The organism is Ammoniphilus resinae (genome assembly GCF_017873965.1).
Taxonomy (GTDB): Bacteria; Bacillota; Bacilli; order Aneurinibacillales; family RAOX-1; genus Ammoniphilus_A; species Ammoniphilus_A resinae.
This window is the reverse complement of record NZ_JAGGKT010000001.1, coordinates 34,380-51,444: the sequence shown is the minus strand read 5'-3', so window position 1 is coordinate 51,444 and position 17,065 is coordinate 34,380. Positions and strand designations below refer to the sequence as shown.

The 17,065-nt window shown below is 43.4% G+C and carries 18 protein-coding genes and 1 tRNA gene; 3 read left to right on the top strand and 16 right to left on the bottom strand.

The features are described from left to right. Positions 1-35: 35 nt before the first annotated feature. From guaA to J2Z37_RS00255, 5 genes are all read right to left on the bottom strand, one after another. Positions 36-1,574 (bottom strand): glutamine-hydrolyzing GMP synthase, encoded by a 1,539-nt coding sequence (gene guaA / locus J2Z37_RS00275; RefSeq protein ID WP_209807775.1) that lies wholly within the window; start codon positions 1,572-1,574, stop codon positions 36-38. Between the two features lie 258 nt (positions 1,575-1,832). Then, positions 1,833-3,956: a transglutaminase-like domain-containing protein gene (locus tag J2Z37_RS00270; protein ID WP_209807773.1), complete on the bottom strand. Its 2,124-nt coding sequence runs from the start codon at positions 3,954-3,956 to the stop codon at positions 1,833-1,835. After that, entirely contained in the window at positions 3,943-5,079 is a 1,137-nt protein-coding gene (locus J2Z37_RS00265; RefSeq protein WP_209807771.1) for a DUF58 domain-containing protein, read from the bottom strand. The genes J2Z37_RS00270 and J2Z37_RS00265 overlap by 14 nt, the downstream gene beginning before the upstream one ends. Then, complete coding sequence (locus tag J2Z37_RS00260; protein ID WP_209807769.1) at positions 5,080-6,057, bottom strand: AAA family ATPase; 978 nt, start codon at positions 6,055-6,057, stop codon at positions 5,080-5,082. It lies immediately after the preceding gene. A 242-nt stretch (positions 6,058-6,299) separates the two neighbouring features. After that, positions 6,300-6,374: transfer RNA gene (locus tag J2Z37_RS00255), tRNA-Gln, on the bottom strand. 175 nt (positions 6,375-6,549) lie between these two features. Here J2Z37_RS00255 and J2Z37_RS00250 point away from each other — a divergent pair. Together J2Z37_RS00250 and J2Z37_RS00245 are read left to right on the top strand one after the other, a co-directional pair. Continuing rightward, on the top strand, positions 6,550-7,242 hold the full coding sequence (locus J2Z37_RS00250) for a cell wall hydrolase (protein WP_209807766.1): 693 nt from the start codon (positions 6,550-6,552) through the stop codon (positions 7,240-7,242). Between the two features lie 213 nt (positions 7,243-7,455). Continuing rightward, positions 7,456-8,199, top strand: a complete 744-nt coding sequence (locus J2Z37_RS00245; protein ID WP_209807764.1) for an SIMPL domain-containing protein — start codon at positions 7,456-7,458, stop codon at positions 8,197-8,199. 53 nt (positions 8,200-8,252) lie between these two features. Here the strand turns inward: J2Z37_RS00245 and mscL are convergent, their stop codons facing one another. The 6 genes from mscL to groES form a co-directional block, all read right to left on the bottom strand. Next, complete coding sequence (mscL, locus tag J2Z37_RS00240; protein WP_209807762.1) at positions 8,253-8,636, bottom strand: large conductance mechanosensitive channel protein MscL; 384 nt, start codon at positions 8,634-8,636, stop codon at positions 8,253-8,255. A gap of 84 nt (positions 8,637-8,720) precedes the next feature. Then, positions 8,721-8,876, bottom strand: coding sequence for a hypothetical protein (locus J2Z37_RS00235; RefSeq protein ID WP_209807760.1), 156 nt, complete (start codon positions 8,874-8,876; stop codon positions 8,721-8,723). Positions 8,877-8,894: 18 nt separating this feature from the next. Continuing rightward, positions 8,895-9,863, bottom strand: a complete 969-nt coding sequence (rsiV, locus tag J2Z37_RS00230) for an anti-sigma-V factor RsiV (protein ID WP_209807758.1) — start codon at positions 9,861-9,863, stop codon at positions 8,895-8,897. 174 nt (positions 9,864-10,037) lie between these two features. Beyond that, entirely contained in the window at positions 10,038-10,496 is a 459-nt protein-coding gene (locus J2Z37_RS00225) for a chemotaxis protein CheW (protein WP_209807756.1), read from the bottom strand. Between the two features lie 203 nt (positions 10,497-10,699). After that, positions 10,700-12,331 (bottom strand): chaperonin GroEL, encoded by a 1,632-nt coding sequence (gene groL / locus J2Z37_RS00220; RefSeq protein WP_209807755.1) that lies wholly within the window; start codon positions 12,329-12,331, stop codon positions 10,700-10,702. A gap of 47 nt (positions 12,332-12,378) precedes the next feature. Continuing rightward, positions 12,379-12,660, bottom strand: coding sequence for a co-chaperone GroES (gene groES / locus J2Z37_RS00215; RefSeq protein WP_209807754.1), 282 nt, complete (start codon positions 12,658-12,660; stop codon positions 12,379-12,381). 260 nt (positions 12,661-12,920) lie between these two features. Between groES and J2Z37_RS25680 the strand changes: the two genes are divergently transcribed. Further along, positions 12,921-13,049 (top strand): hypothetical protein, encoded by a 129-nt coding sequence (locus J2Z37_RS25680; protein ID WP_280922131.1) that lies wholly within the window; start codon positions 12,921-12,923, stop codon positions 13,047-13,049. A 310-nt stretch (positions 13,050-13,359) separates the two neighbouring features. Here the strand turns inward: J2Z37_RS25680 and tatC are convergent, their stop codons facing one another. The 5 genes from tatC to J2Z37_RS00190 form a co-directional block, all read right to left on the bottom strand. After that, complete coding sequence (tatC, locus tag J2Z37_RS00210; RefSeq protein WP_209807753.1) at positions 13,360-14,142, bottom strand: twin-arginine translocase subunit TatC; 783 nt, start codon at positions 14,140-14,142, stop codon at positions 13,360-13,362. Next, a complete protein-coding gene (locus J2Z37_RS00205; RefSeq protein WP_209807752.1) occupies positions 14,132-14,782 on the bottom strand; it encodes a redox-sensing transcriptional repressor Rex in 651 nt (216 codons plus the stop codon). Before J2Z37_RS00205 ends, tatC begins: the two co-directional genes overlap by 11 nt. A 19-nt stretch (positions 14,783-14,801) precedes the next feature. After that, a complete protein-coding gene (locus J2Z37_RS00200; RefSeq protein ID WP_209807751.1) occupies positions 14,802-15,797 on the bottom strand; it encodes a molybdopterin-binding protein in 996 nt (331 codons plus the stop codon). Continuing rightward, positions 15,791-16,306, bottom strand: coding sequence for a MogA/MoaB family molybdenum cofactor biosynthesis protein (locus tag J2Z37_RS00195; RefSeq protein WP_209807750.1), 516 nt, complete (start codon positions 16,304-16,306; stop codon positions 15,791-15,793). Before J2Z37_RS00195 ends, J2Z37_RS00200 begins: the two co-directional genes overlap by 7 nt. 68 nt (positions 16,307-16,374) lie before the next feature. Continuing rightward, the gene (locus J2Z37_RS00190; protein ID WP_209807748.1) at positions 16,375-16,938 is read right to left on the bottom strand and encodes a 5-formyltetrahydrofolate cyclo-ligase; all 564 of its coding nucleotides are present in this window, start codon (positions 16,936-16,938) and stop codon (positions 16,375-16,377) included. Positions 16,939-17,065: the final 127 nt, after the last annotated feature.

Below are 17,065 nucleotides of genomic sequence, written 5' to 3'. Positions count from 1 at the left end.
GACAAATTTCGACAGTAGTCTGACCCTGCGTTTTTTTATTCCCACTCGATGGTTGCTGGTGGCTTAGAGGTAATATCGTAAACGACACGGTTGACGTTTTCCACTTCATTAACGATTCTTACCGAAATTTTTTCTAAAATATCGTAAGGAATTCGTGCCCAATCTGCTGTCATTCCATCAATCGAAGTAACAGCACGAATTCCAACAGTATAGGAATATGTTCTTGCATCTCCCATGACCCCGACGCTTCTCATATCAGGAAGGGCTGTGAAGTACTGCCAAATTTCTCGGTCCAATCCAGCATTTTTGATTTCCTCACGCAAAATATAATCCGATTCACGAACAATCTCCAATTTCTCATCGGTAATTTCACCGATGACACGAATCCCCAAACCCGGTCCCGGGAAAGGTTGGCGCCATACGATTTCATCTGGAATGCCAAGCTCCTCACCCACTTTCCGGACTTCATCCTTGAACAGGGCTTTCAGCGGTTCGATGAGTTTCATCTTCATATCTTCCGGCAACCCGCCTACATTATGGTGGGATTTAATCGTTTGAGCAGTGGCTGTTCCGCTTTCGACGATGTCTGTATATAAAGTCCCTTGAGCCAAGAAGTCCATGCCCTCTAGTTTGCCTGACTCCTCTTCAAATACATAGATAAATTCATTCCCGATAATTTTCCGCTTCTTCTCCGGATCAGAAACCCCTCTTAACTTCGATAAGAAACGATCCTTAGCATCGATTTTTATCAAATTCATGTGGAAATCTTTGCCGAAGGTTTCCATTACACTTTCCGCTTCCCCTTTACGAAGCAAGCCATGATCGATAAACATACAGGTTAGCTGATCACCTATCGCGCGGTGGATTAATACCGCTACAACCGATGAATCAACCCCACCGCTCAACGCACACAACACCTTTTTATCGCCTACGGTTTCTTTGATTTCCGCAATCATTTGTTCAATGAAGTTTTCCATCGACCAGTTTCCTTCACATTGACATACCTCGTAAAGGAAGTTTTTAATCATTTCATTCCCGTATTCCGAGTGACGGACTTCCGGGTGGAATTGCACCGCGTAGAAATTTTTCTCTGGGTTGCTCATGGACGCGATTGGGCAGTGATCACTGCTTGCATCTACGCGAAAACCTTGTGGAGCCTCCACAACCAGATCGCCGTGGCTCATCCAAACATTTTGCTGGTTGTCCAATTTTCTGAACAACGGACTCTCGCCTGTTACGGAGATAGCCGCTTTTCCATATTCCCGTTTTCCCGCTCTTTCCACTTTTCCTTTTAGATGATGGGTCATCATCTGCATGCCGTAACAAATCCCTAAAATCGGAATCCCCAAATCATAAATTTGTTCATTGACTAATGGAGAATTCTCTTCATAAACACTTGCTGGTCCTCCCGAAAAGATAATTCCTTTCGGCTGCAATTCTTTGATTTTTTCAACGGATGTATTAAACGGCATTAGTTCACTATATACCCCTAGGTCCCGCACTCTGCGTGCAATCAGCTGGTTATATTGACCTCCAAAGTCCAAAACAATCACAAGTTCATTCGGTCGCTGCATGAATATATCCTCCTCATTATCATTCGAAGTATGTAATTAATAGATGCGTGTTTGAGATTCCAGTGTTTTCTCTAGTATCTTCACCTTTTGCAAAGAAAAACATGAAGCCGAACCCTCTTATTTTCTGTATAAAAGAGGGGTCGGCTTTGTTTTGATCGAGATTAATATCCGATCCACCCATTCCCAGACATTCCACCCATTTTTAGAGTCAACGTTCGACTTTTAACGACATCATTCTACCAAAGTCTGGCTAAAAGCTCAAGAATGGAAATGGTGAATTATTTTTTTGAGAATCTCCCGGCATTCAGCAGTCTCAGAAGGATCTTCTTTCTTCCTGCCATATAACTGCTTTTCATACCAAGCATTGAGCTTTTTCAGCTCTATTTTCATTTCCTGTTTGATCTGAATACGGTCAATATATTCGCTAAGCGATTCATTTAATTGTCTTTTGGACACCCATCTGCTTAACGCTTTTAGTAGGGATAGATAAACTTTTGAGAACTCCCCAGAGGAAGCCGCCTTCATCCCTTTTCGATAGAGCCATTTCAAATACAACGGCTGCCGTTTCAAATAAGCAAAAAGCAATCCTCCACCAAAGAATAGGATTAGTAAAACGGCAGGAAGTGGGTTTGTAGATTCATTACCTGCTAAATGCTGTTCGTCCTCTTTCTTTTGTTCATCTTTCTTGTCCTCCAGTGGCGGTGGTGGTGGAAGTGGTGTCTTCTGCAGCTTGTTTACAGCATCCTGATCCATCTCCTTTTTCGTCGGGTAATGAAAGCCAGGTGTAGGCTCAAAGGCCACCCAACCATATCCCTCAAAATAAACCTCCGGCCAGGAATGCGCGTTTTTATTTCGCACCGTTACCTCCAATAGCCCCTCTTTGCTATGGTTCACGTCCCCCGTTGAAAAACCCTTAACGTAACGCGCAGGGACACCGGCAGCCCGCAAAAGAACAACCATCGAGGACGAAAAATGATCACAGTATCCTTTTTTCGTTTCAAATAAAAATTGATCTACAAAGTCTTGATTCTCTGATACGTAAGGGATATCCTGTTGCTCATAAAGATATCCACCTTGCAAGCGAAGATATTGTTCAATATCGACCGCTTTTTGGTACGGATCAGCCGCATCCGCGGTCAGCTCCCTCGCCAACTCCTTTACCCGTTCTGGCAAGCCTGCAGGCAGCTGTAAATCCTGGGATTTAATCGTTTCTGGATAATTCGTAGAAGAATTCCTTAGTTCTTGTTCATTGATCAGAGGAAGCTGCTCGGTTATCTCATAATGCTTGATAAACTCCCCAGCTGTCGGATAATGAACCTGAATATCATGGTTTCCTTCTGTATACAAGATTCCCCGCTCAGGTTCCAACACTTTCAGTTGTTTGACCTGGCCGGTGGAAAAAATCAGGTTATGCTTTTGATCAATGTACCGAACCTTCGTTTCAATATCTTCTGTTTTAATATTTGGAAACAACGGTTGTCCAAGCAAGGCATTCATTTGCCTAGTTAACTGTTTCTCCCTGGGAGTATTCTTCCATTCCAGGCCGGTATAGAGATCCCGTGATTCTCCACGCCAGTAATGTTCACTCGCCGTTTCCGCATAAAACACAATCGTCCGGTCCTCATGAAAAGGTCCCCCTAGACGATGATCCCCACTTTCATAACCTACCTTCTTCGGCTGGGAGGCAAGAGTATTCCAAAGAAAAGTCTGGGCTGCTGATTCCCCCGGCTTTGGCAACTGATAGGCAAAAAGGGCAATAACTCCTACAAGCAGGATAGTTGACAGCATCCAATACGAACGAGAGCGACGCAAGCCGTCTAACATCTGGATTCCTTGTCTTTCTACAAATCTGAGTTGGATCATAGATAACAGGACCAACAACAGTAGAACCGTTTGTAAAAGGAGACCCTTAGTCTCCATTTCTGTTGTGACATCCAATAAAATAAAATAGCATAAGGTAATAAAAGCAAAGCCTTTCCCCTGTTTTCTACGCAAGACCGCGTCATATACAATGCTGACTGCCAACCATAGAATAAGAATAAACAATACCGTTCGAAACAGGGCTGTTGTGCTGTTCCAGTCTCCCAGTCCTATCTGTTGATAATTATAGAGCCATTCCAGTTTCACATATTGTAGCCAGGTTGTTTTTTCCGCAGCTAACTGCCATTTTCCGTCAAACAGAAAATAGATGGTACCACCTGCCGCACAAGCTTTCACCACCCATTTCAACAAGAGAGGCAATCTATCACTTACTTCCACCAGGCAAAAGATGGCCATCAATACGATAAATGCGGGCATGTTTTCAAAGTGGGATAAACTGGGCAGGGGGCGCAACCATTCACATAATACAAGAAAGATTAGAATCCCCTTAACCATTTTCATGGTGGCAGATGACCCCCATTCTCTTCAGCTTTTGGATCCATTCCAGGCCTTCCTTCTTTTCATCAAAATAAAAAAGCTCTATTCTTTTCCTCTGACGAACGAGCTCCCCTAACAGAATATACATAACCTGATCAATCCGTGACGTAACGAGCACCAACCGGGATGCCTGCGGGTGTTGTTCCATCGTCTTCGCGATAAATTCGGGAAAGGTCTTTTCCGCATCGCAGGTTATCCGGGCCAAAAGATCCAGTATTTGTTGAAAATCTTCACTGCGCTTTCCCTTTAGCACTCTTGTGCTTACGATCGGGATCTGCATCTGGGTCAGAAAGGTATATCGGTTTTGTTGGAGTTGACTTGAATACATAATACTTGCCACCAGCGAAATAGCCTTTTCAAAGGATTGGCCCGTATTATAGGCTTTTCGATGGGTATCCAAAAGGACCAGTAAATCATGGGACACGTGATTCTCGAATTCCTTGGTACGAAGCACCCCATTTTTCGCAGAGGCCTTCCAGTGAATTTGACTGAGTCGATCTCCCTGCTGGTACTCTCTTACTCCCACAACCGATGTAGAATTCTGCGAAGTGGTTCGCGCAGAAGTAATATCCTCGCCCTTCACATGATCCTTGAAGATCCAATTTTTAAGAACAGAATACTCCGGATGGACAAGGAAGGTATCATGGAGATCAAAGGTTTTTTTCTGTTTAACGAGACCAAACAAATCGCCGGACAAAAGGGTGACTTCCCTCAATTCATAGAGCCCGCGAGGCAGGTTCGTTTCCGCATATGTGATCTGAACCTCCTTGCGAAACCAAGGAAAAACAATGTATCCACGGGAACGCTCGCCTTCGTAAGCGGCATACCATGCGATTGGAAAGCGGTGGCTGCGCTGCAGAAGGATTGTGATTTGTTGATTCCCGTTAGCGCGTATTCTCTTTTTCAGGATCACTCTTTTGACTTTCAGATTTCTAAACATCAAGAACGATACGGCCCATTCATAAACAATCAGGAGCAAGAGCAGATAAAAAATAAAACTGCTCGTAAATCCCGGATGCCACTCCACATAAAAAAAGGCTCCTACCGTTATAGCGGCTAATAGGATGAGATTCACCTTGGCTTGCACTTAGAAACTCCTTCTTTTTTCGGGGACATAGCCTGCCGTAATCGGAACAGCAACATCCCGAACAATTTCAGCTATCACCTCTGTTGCGCCGATCCCCTCAATTTTAGCATCTGGAGTTAGCAGGATGCGGTGATTTATAACATCATGGATCATTTCCTTCACATCATCCGGCGTAACAAAATCCCGACCATTTAGAAAAGCCCAAGCCTGCACTGCACGATACAAGGATACAGACCCCCGCGGACTAACGCCAAGCAGAATCTGCTCATGCTCCCTTGTGCTCCGGCAAAGATCCACCATATATGCTTTTACCAGATCATCGACATAGACCTGGGTTACTTCTCTCTGGATTTCCACAATATCCTGAATGGTGCATACCGCTTGTAAAGATGAGTCATCCTGCACCTCATTGATTCGATCCAAAATCGCCAGTTCACTCTCACGGTCCGGGTAACCCAGATTGATTTTAATCATAAACCGATCCATCTGCGCTTCTGGAAGGACAAACGTCCCTTCGTATTCAATGGGGTTTTGCGTAGCCATGACAAGAAACGGTTGTTCAAGTGCATAAGTTTTTCCGTCTACGGTGATGGCCCTTTCCCCCATGGCCTCTAGAAGTGCCGATTGAGTTTTGGGGGATGTCCGATTGATTTCGTCCGCGAGTAGAATATGTGTTACGACCGGCCCCGGGCGAAATTCGAATTCCATCGTTTTTTGATTATATATAGAAAGCCCCAAAATATCTGTTGGAAGCAAATCTGGCGTGAATTGAATGCGTCTGAACGTACCGCCGATCGATTTCGCCAAGGCTTTAACCATTAAGGTTTTCCCAACACCTGGCACATCTTCAAGCAGGATGTGACCTTTAGCAAAGAGAGCGGCGAGAATTTTGCGGATCGTTTTGCGTTTCCCGATCACAACTTTTTCAACGTTCGTTAAAATCCGATCTATGTTTTGGGTTTTCTCTATATCGATCATTTGAACCCCCTAAATATGTTTATCACCATCGCACTCTCATTTTACTGTAAATGGAATCAAGTGAAAACAGCTAAAACGTTGGAAATCGTGTTTCAATTGGAAAAAGGGGGGATCTTCAGGGGAGAAATAGGAAAACCGGGCAAAGCCCGGTTTTTTCGTAGAAATATTGGAAGTGAATTTTGATGGACTTAAGATTCCTTTATTCTTAGCAGACAAAAGAGGGATCTGACAAAGGTGGTAAATGGCTGGGCTGCCTGGATTCGAACCAGGGCATGACGGAGTCAAAGTCCGTTGCCTTACCACTTGGCTACAGCCCATTAATTGGTTTGTACACTTATTATAACCACGCTGCCCATTATTATGCAGACTTCCAGATTTTTGCGTGCCTCATAAGATTGAAACTATGTTACGATGTTACATATTTTAATTTCAATATTAATTCGCTGTACTACACAAGCAAAAAAGCTGCGGGTAGAAAAGCGAGGAAAACTAATGAATAAACTACACCTTAGAATTATACCGATTCTTCTTTTCTTTGTGGGATCCATCGGTATCCTCTCGCATTCCTTGGCCTATGCCAAAGAATTAGATCAGGCAACCAAACAGCCCGTTTCACATGGAGTCACAAAGAAAATAAGGAATAATCCTTTCCAAAACGATTTAATCGTTCAAAAGAAGATTCAAGCGGAGAAAATTACACACGTTGAAAAAGTGTTAAAGCCAAAAAAGAAAGTTCAGGTCGCAAAAAAGAATCCTTCTCCGAAAAAGCAGGTAAAACTGCCTAGCCGTAGTGCAGCACAAATTAACCGCAGCTATACACTGAGAGATCTCAACTGGCTTTCTAAGATTATCCATGCGGAAGCGAAGGGTGAACCATTTAAAGGGAAAGTCGCAGTCGGAGCAGTGATTATTAACCGTACCGAAAACAAGCAATTCCCTAATCAAATTTATGATGTCATCCACCAAAGCCGCAATGGACGATACCAATTCCAACCCGTAGCCAACGGGGCAATTAATGACCAACCTGACCAAGAGTCTATCGCCGCTGCAAAACAAGCTCTTTCTGGCAGCGACCCGACAAATGGTGCAATTTACTTTTATAATCCAAAAATATCCCGCAGTCATTGGATGGATCGCTTACAGAGAACCGCTCGGATTGGAAATCATGTTTTTGCGGTCCAGTAAGAAAAGCTACTCCCCAATCCTGTCGCAATTCACTACAATATGCGACAGGGTTTCACCTCTTCCCTACGATCCTGTCATTAATCCCCTTTTTATGGACATCTTGCATTCTTTCTACCCCTGTTTTTATCCTTCTTCACTCTGCCAAGTTTGTGAAACCTTCCTGCAAATCCCAACGTCTAGTGATTAGAATAAATCACAAGGAGTTGACCCAAAATGAAGTGGACCAAGCTAATTGCAGTACCCGTTGCACTGGTTTTGATATTTGGATGTGGACTGGCCTTTTCTCATTATCTGATCCCAGATGCCAAAGCAGCTGGCACTGAGCAGATCAACACAATTACTGTTTCTGGAAAAGGAGAAATCACGATTGCCCCTGATGTGGCATACGTTCAATTTGGTCTGAATACAGAAGGGAAAACTGCGCAAGAAGCCCAGCAAAAAAATGCCGAGCTATTTTCCAAGATCCAAAATGCGATTGTAAAACAAGGGGTTCAAAAAGCGGACATCAAAACCGTTCGCTACTATACCGGCCCCGAATATCAATGGGAAAAGGATAAGAATGTCCTTAAAGGGTATCGTTCGGAACATATGGTAGAGGTTACCTATCGAAAAATGGAAACGATCGGAGCTCTGCTCGATGCTGTAACCAAGGCGGGCGTTAATCGGATTGATAATGTCCGTTTTGGGACAGAAAAAGAGGAAGAGTATGAAATTCAGGCTCTCGAGAAGGCTGTGGATAATGCAGCTAAAAAGGCAGATGCTTTGGCGCTAAAAGCGGGGAAAACGGTAAAGGGGGTCATTGTGATTCAAGAATCAGGGACATCCGCCCCACCCGTCTTATATCGTGAAGCAGCGGAAATGATGAATGCCAAATCCATGGCCCAGGATCAATCAACTTCAATTAATCAGGGAGAATTAAAATTCTCCAGACAAGTCCAAGTGACGTACGAATTTTAAGGGAGCCCAATTGGCTCCCTTCTCGTTTAATGAATCTGAAACCCGGCGAAGGATTAATTCCTTCCCTGGCTTTTCAATAGATCGCGGATTTCTGCGAGCAATTCTTCTTCCCTTGATGGTACCGGAGGTGCTGCTGGTTTTTCTTCTGCTTTTCGTTTAAATCTATTTATTGCTTTGATGAAAAGGAAGATAGAAAAAGCAACAATCAAGAAGTCTACCACCGTTTGGAGAAATGCCCCATATTTCAAAACTGCATCTCCCAATGGTAGCTCAAGGTCCTTAAAGTTTATTCCACCCAAAACTAGACCAAAGAATGGCATAATCACATCATTAACTAATGAACTAACGATTTTCCCAAAAGCAGTCCCGATGATTACCCCGACAGCGAGATCAATTACATTGCCTTTTAGGGCGAATTTCTTAAATTCGTTCCACATATCTTACCCTCCAAAGAGATTAATCCCCAGTTTCACTATAGTTTAACAAACAGCCGCACCTCCGTCTATCTTGTATTTCGTATACTATCTTTTCTCTACGAAAAGCAAGATAAAAGTTGCCAAGGGTCCAAGGAATATGGATAGCAAAAACCAATTTAATCCTGTTCTGTTTTTTCCTTGCGCTAACGCGGCGTTTATCAATGCCAAAGTACCCCAGCCAACGAAAAATTGATTATCCATTTCGTTTGCCCCTTCCGATTATTTTATATATTGATGGCTCACTAATAGATCCTCAATCGCCTCAGTTGGAATCACAAATTCAACAATCCCCATATACCCTGGAGCAACTTCGTATTCGTTGAAAGAGATGACGAGATTACCGTCATTGTTAATATAAAAGGGCTGATCTCCTGTGATTGTTTCAAAGGGGTCCACTACATTTTCATCCGGCAGACTGCTTCCACGAACCCAATAGACCTTTCCCTCATCTTCTTTCATTTGGGCCCTCATTTGCTGTTTAATATCTTCACTGATGACGCTGAGGAACTGGTCGTCTTTAAATAAGCTGCGTAAGGTAATCCACTCATTGCTTTTCTTGTCAATCGTGTCGTATTGAATGGTCTCAACGCCTGAAGCTGCTGTCTTTACCGTGTAGCGTTGAATACTAAGGAGCTGTTCAGTGTCTGTAACTACTTTATAACCGCCATCAATAGCTAGGGGTGCACCGTTTTTATCTATTATCTCTTCTTTAAAATTTTGAAAAGATTTCTCAGCATCTTTGAGGAACCTCTGATTTAAAGTGGACTGGAAGACTTCGTCTTTTAGATTGACAATGGCAGGAACCTGAATATTAGCGTGGATTCTCCCTTCCTCCATTTTAATCTCTTGAGCCGTCACAACCTGCACACCTTCGTTTTGAGCTTGAGGTTTAGCAATATACACCGTGTTGTTATGGGAATCCCATTCGACCGGCTGCCCCAACACTTCCGCCATTGCTCGAACGGGCAAATAAGTTGTACCGTCTACGATAAACGGTTCAACTTTTTTTCCTTTCGCATCGGTTAGTTCAACTGCTTTACCCTGAACATTTACCTTGATGTCGTTAAATGCAGCTTCAAGCTTCTTATAAATTCCAGCTGCTGACAAGTTCCCCATTGATGCTGTTAAACCAAAAGTGAGAACTGATCCTAGAACGATCCCTTTTACCGTATCTTGATTTCGTTTCATGACTTTTTTCCTCCCTAAGTGATCCTGATTATTATTTAGACGGAGAAAGGTGGGGGAAAGTTTTAAGTGGAGGGTAGATAACTTGGAATATATTTAAACATCTCCCAGATTCTTGTTGTCAACATTCCAAGGCAAAAAAAGAGAGGGTGCCTCCGCACCCTAAACCCAAAAAGTTTATTTTATTTTGAGCGTCTTCTCCATATCTAGTAGGATAATTAACCTACGGTCAATCTTCGTTACTCCTTGAATAAAGGTAGCTTCGATTGCACCCACAACACTAGGTGGAGGTTCAATTTGGTCCCGATTGATGTCTGTCACGTCACTACAGCTATCAACGACGATCCCCACATCCACATCATCGATACTGAGTACGATGATTCTTGTTTCCTCTTTTATTTCGGTGGCGGAAAAACCAAATCTACTGCGCAAATCCACTACTGGAATGACCGAACCCCGAAGGTTCATGACACCGAGTATGTACTCTTGGACATTGGGAACACGTGTGATTTGCATCATTCTCTCGATCGACTTGATGAGCGACACATCCACTCCATATTCCTCATCATTGACGCGAAAAATAACGAGTTTAATCATTTCATTCAAATCTTGTATTTCCGCTGTATTACCGGCCATTTTTCTCCCCCTAACTTACTATAAACCCTTACCTCCATTCTATTATTTCGGGAGGCAAACGACAACTAAGAAAGATCAGGGTGGAGCTTCATAATATAATCTAAATAACCGAAGAGTTTTCCGTACTACCCTTATCCCTCCCAAGCACATGCAAAAAAGCTGACCCCACCAGGAGATCAGCTTTATTTCTTTACTTTATTACCTTACATCATTCCCATGCCGCCCATGCCGCCCATATCAGGCATTCCAGCGCCACCTTTGTTTTCTTCAGGCTTATCTGCAACAACTGCTTCTGTTGTTAAGAACATAGCTGCAACAGATGCTGCGTTTTGAAGTGCGGAACGAGTAACTTTTGCAGGGTCTACGATACCTGCTTCAATCATGTTAACCCATTCTCCAGTTGCAGCGTTGAATCCAGTTCCTACTGCCTCGCCTTTTAGGCGCTCAACAATAACGGATCCTTCCAAACCTGCGTTGCTAGCGATAATCCGTACTGGCTCTTCAAGAGCACGCAATACGATGTTCACACCAGTTTTTTCATCGCCTTCAGCATTTACAGCAGATACTGCGGAGAATACGTTCACAAGTGCAGTTCCTCCACCGGATACAATACCCTCTTCAACAGCTGCGCGAGTAGCGTTTAGAGCATCCTCAATGCGAAGCTTCTTCTCTTTCAATTCGGTTTCAGTAGCAGCACCAACTTTGATTACAGCTACTCCACCAGCCAACTTAGCTAGGCGCTCTTGAAGCTTTTCCTTGTCGAATTCAGAAGTAGTGGTTTCGACTTGGGCACGAATTTGTTTCACGCGAGCATCGATGTTAGCTTTATCTCCAGCACCTTCAACAATTGTAGTATTTTCTTTGGTTACTACAACACGTCCTGCAGTTCCAAGGTGTTGAATGTTAGCAGCTTTTAGATCAAGACCAAGATCTTCCGTGATCACTTGACCACCAGTCAAGATCGCGATATCTTCAAGCATTGCTTTACGACGATCACCAAATCCAGGTGCTTTAACAGCTACTGCAGTAAAGGTTCCACGAAGTCTGTTTACTACTAGAGTTGCCAATGCTTCTCCTTCAAGATCTTCAGCAATAATTAATAGAGATTTTCCTTGCTGAACAACCTTCTCAAGAACAGGCAGGATTTCCTGAATGTTAGAGATCTTCTTGTCGGTGATTAAGATATATGGATTTTCAAGAACAGCTTCCATCTTATCTGTATCTGTGATCATGTAAGGTGATACATAACCGCGGTCGAATTGCATACCTTCAACAACGTCAAGCTCTGTAGAGAATCCTTTGGATTCTTCTACTGTGATTACGCCTTCTTTACCCACTTTTTCCATAGCTTCTGCGATCAATTGTCCGATCTCATCGTCAGCAGCGGAAATAGCAGCAACTTGTGCAATCGATTCTTTCGTTTCTACTGTCTTGGAAATCGCTTGGATTTCTGCTACTGCAGCACGAACAGCTTTCTCGATCCCTCTACGGATAACCATTGGGTTAGCCCCAGCAGTTACATTCTTCAATCCTTCACGGATCATTGCTTGAGCAAGAACGGTTGCAGTAGTGGTTCCGTCCCCAGCTACATCGTTAGTCTTGGTAGCTACTTCTTTAACCAATTGTGCTCCCATGTTTTCGAAAGCATCTTCTAATTCGATTTCTTTCGCAATGGTTACACCGTCATTTGTGATTAAAGGAGAACCAAATTTCTTTTCTAGAACAACGTTACGACCTTTTGGTCCAAGGGTTACTTTTACAGCGTTAGCAAGAGCATCTACACCACGAAGCATCGCACGGCGTGCGTCTTCACTAAATTTAATATCTTTAGCCATTGATAGTGCCTCCTTTTGATATATGTAGTTTCTTCGAAAACTATCTATTATTCGATAACAGCGAGAATATCACTTTCACGCATGATTAATAATTCTTTGTCACCATACTTTACTTCAGTTCCAGCATATTTGGAGAAAATAATCTTGTCGCCTTCTTTTACTTCAAGCGCCACTCTCTCTCCATTTTCATAGCGACCAGTACCTACAGCCACAATGCGCCCTTCTTGAGGCTTTTCCTTTGCTGTATCAGGTAGTACGATCCCGCTCGCAGTAGTTTCTTCTTTAGCAATTGCTTCGATAACCACACGGTCACCTAATGGTTTTAACACTTGAAACACCCTCCTTAAGGACTATCGCATTTTAGGATTTGTTGTTGTTAGCACTCGATGATTACGAGTGCTAACAATTAATATAATAGTCATTTATTCTTCACTTTGCAAGCCCTTATTTACATTTTTTTTCAGACCCTTCCATTGTATCCATGGGGAGGAAGGTTCATACAAGCCGATAGACGGCTGACAACGGGTATACCTGGGAATTTAGCTACTGTAATGACGGTCCACTTTAAATATGGCTTGGTACTGGTTAAATGGTTCGTGAACTTGGAAGAAAAATTCTGTTCTGGAGATTGAATTGGCGGTTGCTAATTGGTTTTGGAGAAGAAAATTACGGGCAATGTGCAGGCTGGCATGTCCATTGGGATGTGATTGAGGGATAAATGGATAGGAAGTATCGAGACGCAAAAATAGAGGAACTTTTTTCCGTTAATATTAAAAACCGAAGGAAAAGCGGATCAATAACGGAAAAATTTTCCGTTATTGACTGCAATGACCTGGATTTCTACCCCTTTTTGGAACAATAGCGGAAACTTTTTCCGCTACTTCTCCTAAATCAAGCTGAAAAAAAAAATTAACGGAAAAAATTTCCGTTAATTTTTATGACCCCCCATTTTATCCCTCCTGATCAGAAGGCAATAGAGAAATCCAAGTACATCAGAAGAAGAAGAAGGGCGTTTGTCTCCCCTCCCCCTATTCATCATCCGTTATAATCGTCGCAAACTCCTCTTCTTCCTCAGCTGCTGCCAACCGATCACGCATTTGCTGTCTGTGGTAGACTACTTTAGACAACCAAATGCTCAACTCATAGAGAAGAATAATGGGAATCGCCGTCAAAGTATGGGAAACAAAATCGGGTGGCGAGATCATCGCTGCGATGACGACAGAAATAAAAATCGCATACTTACGAAATTTAACCAGAAAGATCGGAGTAATCAGACGAAGTGTTGTCAAAAACAGAATGACAATGGGCAGTTCAAAAATCAGGGCAATTGGCAAAATCAAATTAAACATAAACTGAAAGTATTGAGTCATGCCAAAAGTTTCCTCGGCTCCGACGGCTGTCGTAAATCCGGTCATGAAGGTAATAATCATCGGGAAAAGTCCATAATAACCGAAGCCTATCCCAAGCAAAAACAACAAGAACGCAAAGGGGATATACAGTGCAATCGCCCTGCGTTCGGTCGCCAATAACCCCGGAGAAACAAATGCCCAGGCATGATAGAGGATCAATGGCAGGGTAAACAACAATGCAACCGTAAAGGATACCTGCATATAAATCCTCAGTGCATCGGAAATGCCAAATACATGCCAGGAAATGTTGATGGCGGCCGGGTCGTTTTTCAAGTGCTCGATGACTGGTTGGGCCAGAAATAACCCGAGCGCCATAGACACGACAAACCCAAGTATTATCCAAATCAATCGTTTTCTTACTTCACTTAGGTGTTCAACCCAAGACATCTCATTATCTGTCATCTTCGTTTAAACCTACCGGTTCGCTTTTTTTCAAAAAATAGATTAAAGACTGCAGCTCAACACTAAGATCAATATAATGAATCTTCACTTCATCAGGCACTTGCAGGGTTGTCGGGGTGAAATTGAGGATCCCCTTAATCCCAGCGTTCACCAAACGATCCGTTATATCTTGAGCAGCCTGAACAGGAACCGTTAGAATTGCCACTAAGGGTTCCTCCTCAGCCATAAATTTCTCCAAAGATCGTAAAGAATAAATCGGAATGGAATTAATCGTTTTCCCTTTTTTCTTCGGATCGATATCAAAAGCCGCGATGAGCATTGCATTGTTTTTCAAAAAGTCGTATTGGAGAAGCGCTGTCCCCAAATTTCCGACACCTATTAAAATACAATGGGTAACCTCGTCCTGCTTTAAAAACTGTTTTAAAAATTGGATCAGATATTCAACATCATATCCATACCCTTTACGTCCCAAGGCTCCCAAATAGGAAAGATCCCTGCGAATCGTTGCCGGATCGATATTTAACGAACGGCTAAGCTCTTTTGAGGAAACCCGGGGAATCCCCGCTGAAGCCAGTTTTTCCAGGTACCGATAGTAAAGAGGCAATCTCTTTGCCGTTACCTTGGGAATGATCGTATCCATCTATTCTTCCACCTACTCTCTAGCAAGTGTAATAACCGCCATAACCGATCATGGTAATATCGGCTTCCTCTATGGTTTCACCTGCCAGGATTCTTGGCAAGAACACATCAAAGGAGGTGAATGGGTCGTGCATTACACAGCCCGGAAGCCCCAAAATCGGCGTTGCGCCATGATAGGCAATGAGCAGCATGGAACCTGGCAGCATGGGTGTTCCATAGCGAACAATGCGAGCACCGGATGCCTTAATCGCACCCGGTGTCCGATCATCCGGATCTACCGACATGCCCCCCGTTACCAGAATCATATCGACTTTGCGATCGAGGAAATATCGGATCTCCTGAACAATGCTTTCTAAGTCGTCGTTCACTAATCTTTGTTCCACCAGTTCCGAATCGAATTGTTCCAGCTTCTCACGCACTGCGGGTCCAAACTTATCCTTAATCCGCCCCGTCAAGACTTCACTGCCGGTTGTCACGACCCCTACCTTTTTCTTCATAAAAGGCTTAACGGTGATTGCTGGAAGATGGGAAAGTTTCTCCACAGCAGCAATCTTCTCTTCTTCAATGATTAAAGGAATGGGACGAACACCTGCAAGCGGCTGTCCTGGACGTACCACTTGGTTTGAGGTAAGGGTGGCCAGGGCCAAGCCTTCAATCTGATTGACCCTGTGCACAAGTGTCGGATCCACCTTAATTAAACCATGGATGGCCGATTTGAGTGTAACCTTCCCTTCATAAGGCTCGGTCTTTTCAATATACTGGCTTTCTGCCAGGGCTTTCGCCATTCTTTCTGCGGCTTCATTTTCATGTAGAAAGCCGACAGGAATCTCCATAACATAAATATGTCTTTTTCCAATATCCAATAAACGAGGAATATCCTCTTCGGTAATGATATGGCCCGCTTTGAACAATCTGCCTTTAAACTGACCGGGAATAATCTGTGTCAAATCATGTCCTAGCTGCATCCCGACCGCATCTTCGACGCGGACTTCACGCATAAACGATGATTTCACCATGTTTCCTCCCTTGTAATTGATCCCTCTCCAACCTTTCCTTGAATAATGTTCAATGCATGGGGAATTTGGTCAGAGATTGCGGTAAAGCATTCCTCGACTCCTTTTGGATTTCCTGGAAAGTTAATGACAAGTGTATTTCCCCGTGTTCCAACCACAGCACGAGTTAACATGGCACGGCGGGAATTTTTCAAGGAAGCCCTTCTCATTTCTTCAGCAAATCCTGGAACTTGTCGGTCAATCACCAATTCTGTCGCTTCAGGGGTAACATCCTCTGGACTTAACCCAGTACCACCTACGCTGATCAGCAGATCAACTCTTTCTCTATCGATCGACTCAATCATCGCCTCTTTGATCGATTCAATATGATCTGGGACAACCCGTTGGATGCTTACTTCACTATCCAGGTCCCTTTTTAGCAATTCCATAAGTTTTTCTAAGCTATCATTATGCCGTTCTCCACGAAAAATGGAGTTGCTCGAAGTAATTACTGCAATTTTGTAGTGTGACAAGATGATCCCCTCCAAAAGAAATAAAACACCATCATTAATTGTACATGATTTCACAAAGAATTTCTCTACTAATTTGAAATGACAATGATCCCTTTATCAGAAATTAGATAATCCATCCGAATATCATGCGCTTCTATTGGCAGGTTTGGAACTATCTGTTCGGAAAAGCAAATTCCTGCCAACAGGGGAACTTTAGAAAGTTGGGCTAGAAATCGGTCGTAATATCCACCCCCATACCCTAGTCTTCCCCCTTTTGGATCGAATGCAAGACCTGGCACCAGTACCAGTTCAATCTCTTTTGGATCGACGGGAACGGCCGTGGCCGGATCCGGTTCACGAATCCCATAGACACCCACGGTAAGCGCGTCCCATCCTGGAAATAGATAGGTATCCATTCTTTTTTGTTCCACCATCGTTTTGGGTACCAGCCATTTTTTCCCTGATTCCTGGATGAGTGGACTTAGATCGACCTCACTGCCAAATGGAATGAAGGTAAAAATAACTTGGGCCTTTTGAAAGGGTTCGAAGGTGAGCAAATGGTGCCGAATCAAACGGGACTTTTCCGCCCTCTCTGCGGGATTTAAATTGTTTCGCTTCGCTGTCATTTCTTTGCGTATATGTTTTTTATCCATCGCTCTCCCTCTCGATACGGAGTCAGACCTAAGGCGAAATTTGTTGAATTCACCTGATGAAATAAACGCCAGCCATTCGAAAAGTTCTAAGATTGACTTCTTTTTTATATTCGACAAATTTCACCCG